A 6,729-nucleotide genomic window follows, 5' to 3' on the forward strand; every position below is an offset into this window, starting at 1 on the left:
CACCAAGCCCGTGCTGCACAAAAGGAAGCGGGGGAGCGGAGCCCCTGAACCCGGCTCCGCTCCCCGCTACGGGATTCCCTGCCGTCAGCCGGCTCCCACAAAGATCACGAACAGCAGCCAGACGACGGGCGCGGTCGGCAACAGGGAGTCGAGACGGTCCATGATCCCGCCGTGACCGGGGAGCAGGGTGCCCATGTCCTTGATGCCCAGATCGCGCTTGATCATGGATTCGCCGAGGTCACCGAGGGTGGCGCTGGCCGCGACCGCAAGTCCGAGCAGCAGGCCCTGCCACCAGGCGCCGTGCGCGATCAGGAATTCCATGCACAGCGCGCCGGCCACCATCGCGAAGAGCACCGCGCCGACGAGTCCCTCGCGGGTCTTGCCGGGGCTGATGCGCGGTGCCAGCTTGTGCTTGCCGAACCGCCAGCCGACCGCGTACGCGCCGGTGTCACTGACGACCGTCAGCAGCAGGAAGGTCAGCACCCGCAGCGCCCCGTCGGCCTCGGCCGCGAGCATCAGCGCCACGAACGTCGCGAGGAACGGCACGTAGAACGCCGCGAAGACACCGGCGGTGACGTCCCGCAGATAGTTCTCGGGCGCCTCGGTCATCCGCCAGACGAGCACGGCGAGCGCGGTGAGCGCCATCGCCACCCAGGCGCCCTCGGCGCCACGCACGTATCCGGCGACCACCATGGCGGTGCCGCCGACCGCGAGCGGCACCAGCGGCACCTTGATGTCCTTGCGCTCGGCCAGCCGCGAGGTCAGCTCCCACAGGCCCACGACGACAGCGATCGCTATCACGCCGATGAAGACAGGCTTGTAGACGAAGAGCGACGCAATGATGATCACGCCGAGGCCTACGCCTACCCCTATCGCGGCACGGAGGTTGCGGCCCGCGCTCTTCTTCTTCGGCTTCTCTGAGTCCGGCGAGCTGTCGGACCCGGAACGAGAGGTGGGCATGGGCTCCTGCGGCTTTTCGTCGCGGAACAGGGGGCCGCTCAGGCGAGCAGCCCCCCGGCCGTCCAGGTGATCCCGGTTTTCCCGGGTGTCCCGATGTTCCCGGTCGTCGTCCTGGTGTCCGCCTGGCCCGGGCACGAGGGGCATGGGCCGAGTCTGCGCCGCGTCGCCCCAGTCGTACACGGGACCCGCCGGGACGGGGGGCGCCACCCCTCGAAGCGAGGAGGCCGGTCCGTGATCGGGCGGTCCCCATTGACCGGCGCCGGGCGGGGCCCCCCAGGAAGACTCGTTCATCAGACCTCGAGGAGCTCGGATTCCTTGTGCTTGAGGAGCTCGTCCACCTGCGCGACGTACTTCGCGGTGGTGTCGTCGAGCTCCTTCTCGGCGCGGCGCACCTCGTCCTCGCCGGATTCCTTGTCCTTGACGAGCTTGTCGAGGGTCTCCTTGGCCTTGCGGCGCACGCTGCGGATCGAGATCTTCGCGTCCTCGCCCTTGTTCTTGGCGACCTTGATGAACTCCTTGCGGCGCTCCTCGGTCAGCTCCGGGAAGGTCACCCGGATGATGTTGCCGTCGTTGCTCGGGTTGACGCCGAGGTCGGAGTCGCGGATGGCCTGCTCGATGTTGCGCAGCGCGCTCTTGTCGAACGGGGTCACCACGGCCATCCGCGGCTCGGGCACCGAGAACGACGCCAGCTGGTTGATCGGCGTCATGGCGCCGTAGTAGTCCGCCACGATCTTGTTGAACATCGCCGGGTGCGCACGCCCGGTGCGAATCGCGGCGAAGTCCTCCTTGGCGACCACGACGGCCTTCTCCATCTTCTCCTCGGCCTCGAGGAGGATCTCTTCGATCACCACTTGCTCCTGGTCTTTTCGGTAAGAAGCAGAGCCTCGCCCCTGCCGCACGTCTTCTCCTGCACGGTGTCCGACCGGCAGGCAGTTGTCCATCCCCGTACCGGGGTCCGCCCCCGGTAGGGAGTTGCCGCCCGTACAGGCCGATGCCCGTACGGAACCACGGCAGTTGGGGCCGTCAGGCCCGAGTGCCCTGATCGCTGACGAGCGTGCCGATCTTCTCACCCTTCACCGCGCGCGCGATGTTGCCCTCGGCGAGCAGTTCGAACACGAGGATCGGGAGCTTGTTGTCCCGGCACAGGGTGATGGCGGTGGCGTCGGCGATCTTCAGGTCGCGGGTGATGACCTCGCCGTATTCGAGCGCGTCGAACTTGACCGCGTCCGGGTTCTTCTTGGGGTCGGAGTCGTAGACCCCGTCCACCCCGTTCTTGCCCATCAGCATGGCCTCGGCGTCGATCTCCAGGGCACGCTGGGCGGCGGTGGTGTCGGTGGAGAAGTACGGCATGCCCATGCCCGCGCCGAAGATGACGACCCGGCCCTTCTCCAGGTGGCGCACCGCGCGCAGCGGGATGTACGGCTCGGCGACCTGCCCCATGGTGATGGCCGTCTGGACACGGGAGTCGATGCCCTCCTTCTCCAGGAAGTCCTGGAGCGCCAGACAGTTCATGACCGTGCCGAGCATGCCCATGTAGTCGGAGCGTGCCCGGTCCATACCACGCTGCTGGAGTTCCGCGCCGCGGAAGAAGTTGCCGCCGCCGATCACGACGGCGATCTCGTAGCCGTCGCGCACCACGGCGGCGATCTCGCGGGCCATCGCGTGCACGACGTCGGGGTCGACGCCCAGGCCGCCGCCGCCGGCGAACGCTTCGCCCGACAGCTTCAGCAGGAAGCGTCGCCTGCCGCCGTGACCGGCATGGTCTGTGTGCGCGCCGTCGGCACCGTGAATCATTGAGCTCTCCTCGTGCACATACGAAGAAGGCCATTGCCGTGGGTCTGGTCCAGATCCCTCTGCGGCAATGGCCTCCTCGTCACATCTGCGGCCGGCCGGTGAGCGGCCGACTGCGTACGACCCTAGCGGGGTCGTAGGTCATTCGCTGCCTTCGCGACAGGCTCAGATGCCGACCTTGATGCGCGAGAAGCGCTTCAGGGTGACACCGGCCTCCTGGAGGACCTTCTCGACGGACTTCTTGTTGTCGAGCGCGTACGGCTGGCCGAGCAGCGTCGCGTCCTTGAAGAAGCCGTTGATGCGGCCTTCGACGATCTTCGGCAGCGCGGCCTCGGGCTTGCCCTCGGCGCGGGTGGTCTCCTCGGCGACGCGACGCTCGGCCTCGACGACCTCGGCCGGGACGTCGTCCTTGGCGAGGTACTTCGGGGCGAAGGCGGCGATGTGCTGCGCGACACCCTTGGCGACCTCGGCGTTCTCCTTGTCGAGCTCGACGAGCACACCGATCTGCGGGGGAAGGTCGGGCATCGTGCGGTGCATGTACGCCAGCACGTAGCCGTCGGAGAACTGCGCGAAGCGGTCCAGGACGATCTTCTCGCCCAGGGTGGCGTTGGCCTCGTCGACGAACGCCTGGACGGTCTTGCCGGCCTCGATCTCGGAGGCGAGCAGGGCCTCGATGTCGGCCGGGGCGCTCTTCGCGACGTGCGCGGCGATCTGGTTGGCGACGGCCTGGAACTTCTCGCCCTTGGCGACGAAGTCCGTCTCGCACTTCAGCTCGACGATGACGCCGGAGGAGTTGTCGTCGGCGATCAGGGAGACCACGGCGCCGTTCTCGGCGGAGCGGCCCTCGCGCTTGGCGACGCCCTTCTGGCCCTTGATGCGCAGCGCCTCGACGGCCTTGTCGACGTTGCCCTCGGCCTCGTCCAGGGCCTTCTTGCAGTCCATCATGCCGGCGCCGGTGAGCTCGCGGAGCTTCTTGACGTCAGCGGCGGTGTAGTTCGCCATGGTCTGTGAATCTCTTCTCGAAATCTCGAAGTCGAAAGATCTACGGGTGGACGGCGGGGGCGGCGCTGGTGGCGCCCTCCCCCGCCGTCGTCAACCGGATGCTGCGGGTCAGGCCTGCTCGCCCGGCTTCTCGGCGTCGGCCGGCTTCTCGGCCTCGGCGGCGGGGGCCTCGGCGGGCTTCTCCTCGGCCTTGGGGGCCTCGTCGTCAGCCTTCTTCTCGCCCTCGAGCAGGTCGCGCTCCCACTCGGCCAGCGGCTCGGCGGCAGCGGCCTTCTCGCCGGGCTTCTGGTCGCCGGTGGCGGCACCGGAGCGGGCGATGAGACCCTCGGCGACGGCGTCGGCGATCACGCGGGTGAGCAGGGTGACGGAGCGGATCGCGTCGTCGTTGCCCGGGATCTTGTAGTCGACCTCGTCCGGGTCGCAGTTGGTGTCGAGGATCGCGACGACCGGGATGTTGAGCTTGCGCGCCTCACCGACGGCGATGTGCTCCTTCTTGGTGTCCACGATCCAGACGGCGCTGGGCACCTTCTGCATCTCGCGGATACCACCGAGGGTCTTCTCCAGCTTGGCCTTCTCGCGGGAGAGGACGAGGAGCTCCTTCTTGGTGAGGCCGGAGGCGGCCACATCCTCGAAGTCGATCTGCTCGAGCTCCTTCAGGCGCTGCAGGCGCTTGTAGACGGTCGAGAAGTTGGTCAGCATGCCGCCGAGCCAGCGCTGGTTCACGTAGGGCATGCCCACGCGGGTCGCCTGCTCGGCAATGGCCTCCTGGGCCTGCTTCTTCGTGCCGACGAACATGACCGAGCCGCCGTGGGCGACGGTCTCCTTGACGAACTCGTAGGCGCGGTCGATGTACGACAGCGACTGGAGCAGGTCGATGATGTAGATGCCGTTGCGCTCGGTGAAGATGAAGCGCTTCATCTTCGGGTTCCAGCGGCGGGTCTGGTGCCCGAAGTGGACGCCGCTCTCCAGCAGCTCCCGCATCGTGACGACGGCCATGGCCGTACTCCTTGTTGTTCTCGGTTCCACTGCGGCCGGTCGGCCGCGGTGCCTGACGCCCCGACGCGCCTGCCGGGGAAGGCACCGTGCGGAGCCGTCCGAGGACCGAGGAGCGCGGCCGTCGTGCTGCCCGAACGGGACTGGTGCACTGACGGCGGGGCGTGCGAAGTCGACCCGGTGACCCGGATCGCCACCAGAAGTGTACGGGACGGGCGATGCACCGGGCGACACGCACCTTTTCGCACCCCGAGTGGGTGACACCGTTGTCCACAACCGGCCCTCCCTCCACAGCTCCGCACCAAGATCCCCACGCCCCGGCGTCCTGCGCCACCGTCGGAACATGCGACGACACACCCGACGGAACCCACCACCACCCTCCGGCCCGACCAGAGGCCTTCCCACCTTCGCCGGCCTCGCCCCCGGCTCCCGCTCCGGTTCCCGACGACCGCTCGCCGCCGTGCAGGCGGAAGCGTTCAGCCACCCGCGCTCAGTCCCCGTCCCCGTTCCCCTCACCCGTCCCCGCTCCGGCTGTCGCCTCCGCCGGCCCGCGCCGCCCTTACGGCCTCCGGCCCCGCCCGCGGAGCCTCGCGCATCCGGCCCGAGCTGCTTCTTCCCGGCCCGCGCCGTGGAGGTGCTGCTGGCCCCGGCCACGGCCGCGGTACTCGCCTTCCTGGGCTCGGGCTTCGCGCACGCTGCCGCCGCCCCGCCCATGGGCACGACGGTGGAGCGCGGGTCGCATGCGACGGTGGAGCGCGGACCGCATGCAACGACGATGCTGACCGCTGGCCGGTCGGCACAGGGACCTGCGGGCGCGGCAGGGGCCAGGGGCTCGGAAGGGGGTGGCGGCACGGGGCACTCCCGAGCCGGCGAACACGACGAGCGGGCGGGACGTCCTGGGGCACCGGCGGCGGCTGAGGCTGCAGGACTTCTTGGGCATCCCGCCCGCGCCGAGCCAAGCACCGGGCCATCCGCTGGGGAACGGTCCTGGCCTGTGGCGGGGCCGGCGGGGATACGGCCCACCGTGCTGCGCGGCTGGGATCCTCCTCCGTCCCCCTGGGCGGCCGGGCACCGCGGCGTCGACCTGGCCTCATCCGCCGGTGCGGAAGTCCGGGCCGCGGCACCGGGCCGGGTGATGTACGCGGGAACAGTGGCCGGCCGTGGCGTCCTGACCATCGAGGTGTCCCGCTCGGGCCGCCCTCCCCTGCGCACCACCTACGAGCCGGTCCGCCCCACGGCCCGGAAGGGGCAGCACGTCACAGCAGGCCAGAGGGTCGCCGTGCTGCAACGCGGTCCGTTCCACTGCCGGGCACCATGCCTCCACTGGGGCTTACGGCGCGGCAAGACCTACCTGGACCCGTTGTCGCTGCTGCCCCGGAGCATGCTCCGCAGCGGGCCCTCACGACTGCTGCCGGTCTTCGGGGCCCCCGTACCGACGGACAGCCGCACGCTCCCCCGTCATCCCGAGCCACCCGAACCAGCAGCCCACGCCCGAGGCTCGGCACCGACCACGGCCGCCCTCCTGGGAACCGTGGGCCTCACGACCGCCGCGCTGTGGGCGCGCGGGCGGCTCCCTCGGCTCGGTCGGCGAGCAGGAGGAGCGGGCAGGGGCGAGTAAGGGGAGGGGCGTGCGCGGGCTGCGGTAGCGGGGCGGCGGAGGGAGGGCGTGGCCTCAGGCGCGACGCCGGTCAACCGGGCGGCGGAGTCGCAGACGGCCAGGCGACCGAGCGGTGGGCCCGCAGGCTGGTGAGGCCGCACGATCGGTGGGGCCACGGATCCAGGCAATGGAGCCGAGAGACCGCAGGCCAGTGAGGCAACAGGACTGCTGGGGCCATAGATCACCCAGGTCACGGCCCGGCGGGTCACAAGCCCAGCCTTGTCTCAGACCGACGAGGCGAAAGACCGGTCGCGTCGCGCGTGGCGGGCTGTGAGCTGCGATCTGCAGGGGCTCACGAGTGGGGGGTGGTGGAGAGGGGTGGGGAG

At 69.9% G+C, this 6,729-nt stretch carries 5 protein-coding genes and 1 pseudogene; 1 reads left to right on the top strand and 5 read right to left on the bottom strand.

The genetic code is table 11. The annotated features are described in order from the left end of the window. Positions 1 to 84: 84 nt before the first annotated feature. The 5 genes from EST92_RS16665 to rpsB form a co-directional block, all read right to left on the bottom strand. A complete protein-coding gene (locus EST92_RS16665) occupies positions 85 to 1,251 on the bottom strand; it encodes a phosphatidate cytidylyltransferase (protein WP_129281714.1) in 1,167 nt (388 codons plus the stop codon). Further along, positions 1,251 to 1,808, bottom strand: coding sequence for a ribosome recycling factor (gene frr / locus EST92_RS16670; RefSeq protein WP_006602824.1), 558 nt, complete (start codon positions 1,806 to 1,808; stop codon positions 1,251 to 1,253). Before frr ends, EST92_RS16665 begins: the two co-directional genes overlap by 1 nt. 175 nt (positions 1,809 to 1,983) lie before the next feature. Continuing rightward, complete coding sequence (gene pyrH, locus EST92_RS16675; protein WP_093485391.1) at positions 1,984 to 2,754, bottom strand: UMP kinase; 771 nt, start codon at positions 2,752 to 2,754, stop codon at positions 1,984 to 1,986. A 162-nt stretch (positions 2,755 to 2,916) separates the two neighbouring features. Beyond that, positions 2,917 to 3,753, bottom strand: a complete 837-nt coding sequence (gene tsf / locus EST92_RS16680) for a translation elongation factor Ts (RefSeq protein ID WP_129281715.1) — start codon at positions 3,751 to 3,753, stop codon at positions 2,917 to 2,919. A 108-nt stretch (positions 3,754 to 3,861) separates the two neighbouring features. Beyond that, entirely contained in the window at positions 3,862 to 4,749 is an 888-nt protein-coding gene (gene rpsB / locus EST92_RS16685; protein WP_129249364.1) for a 30S ribosomal protein S2, read from the bottom strand. Between the two features lie 973 nt (positions 4,750 to 5,722). Between rpsB and EST92_RS16690 the strand changes: the two are divergent. Then, positions 5,723 to 6,364, top strand: a pseudogene (locus EST92_RS16690) (M23 family metallopeptidase); the annotation flags it as partial. Positions 6,365 to 6,729 lie beyond the last annotated feature (365 nt).

Source organism: Streptomyces sp. TM32 (genome assembly GCF_004122755.1).
GTDB lineage: Bacteria > Actinomycetota > Actinomycetes > Streptomycetales > Streptomycetaceae > Streptomyces > Streptomyces sioyaensis.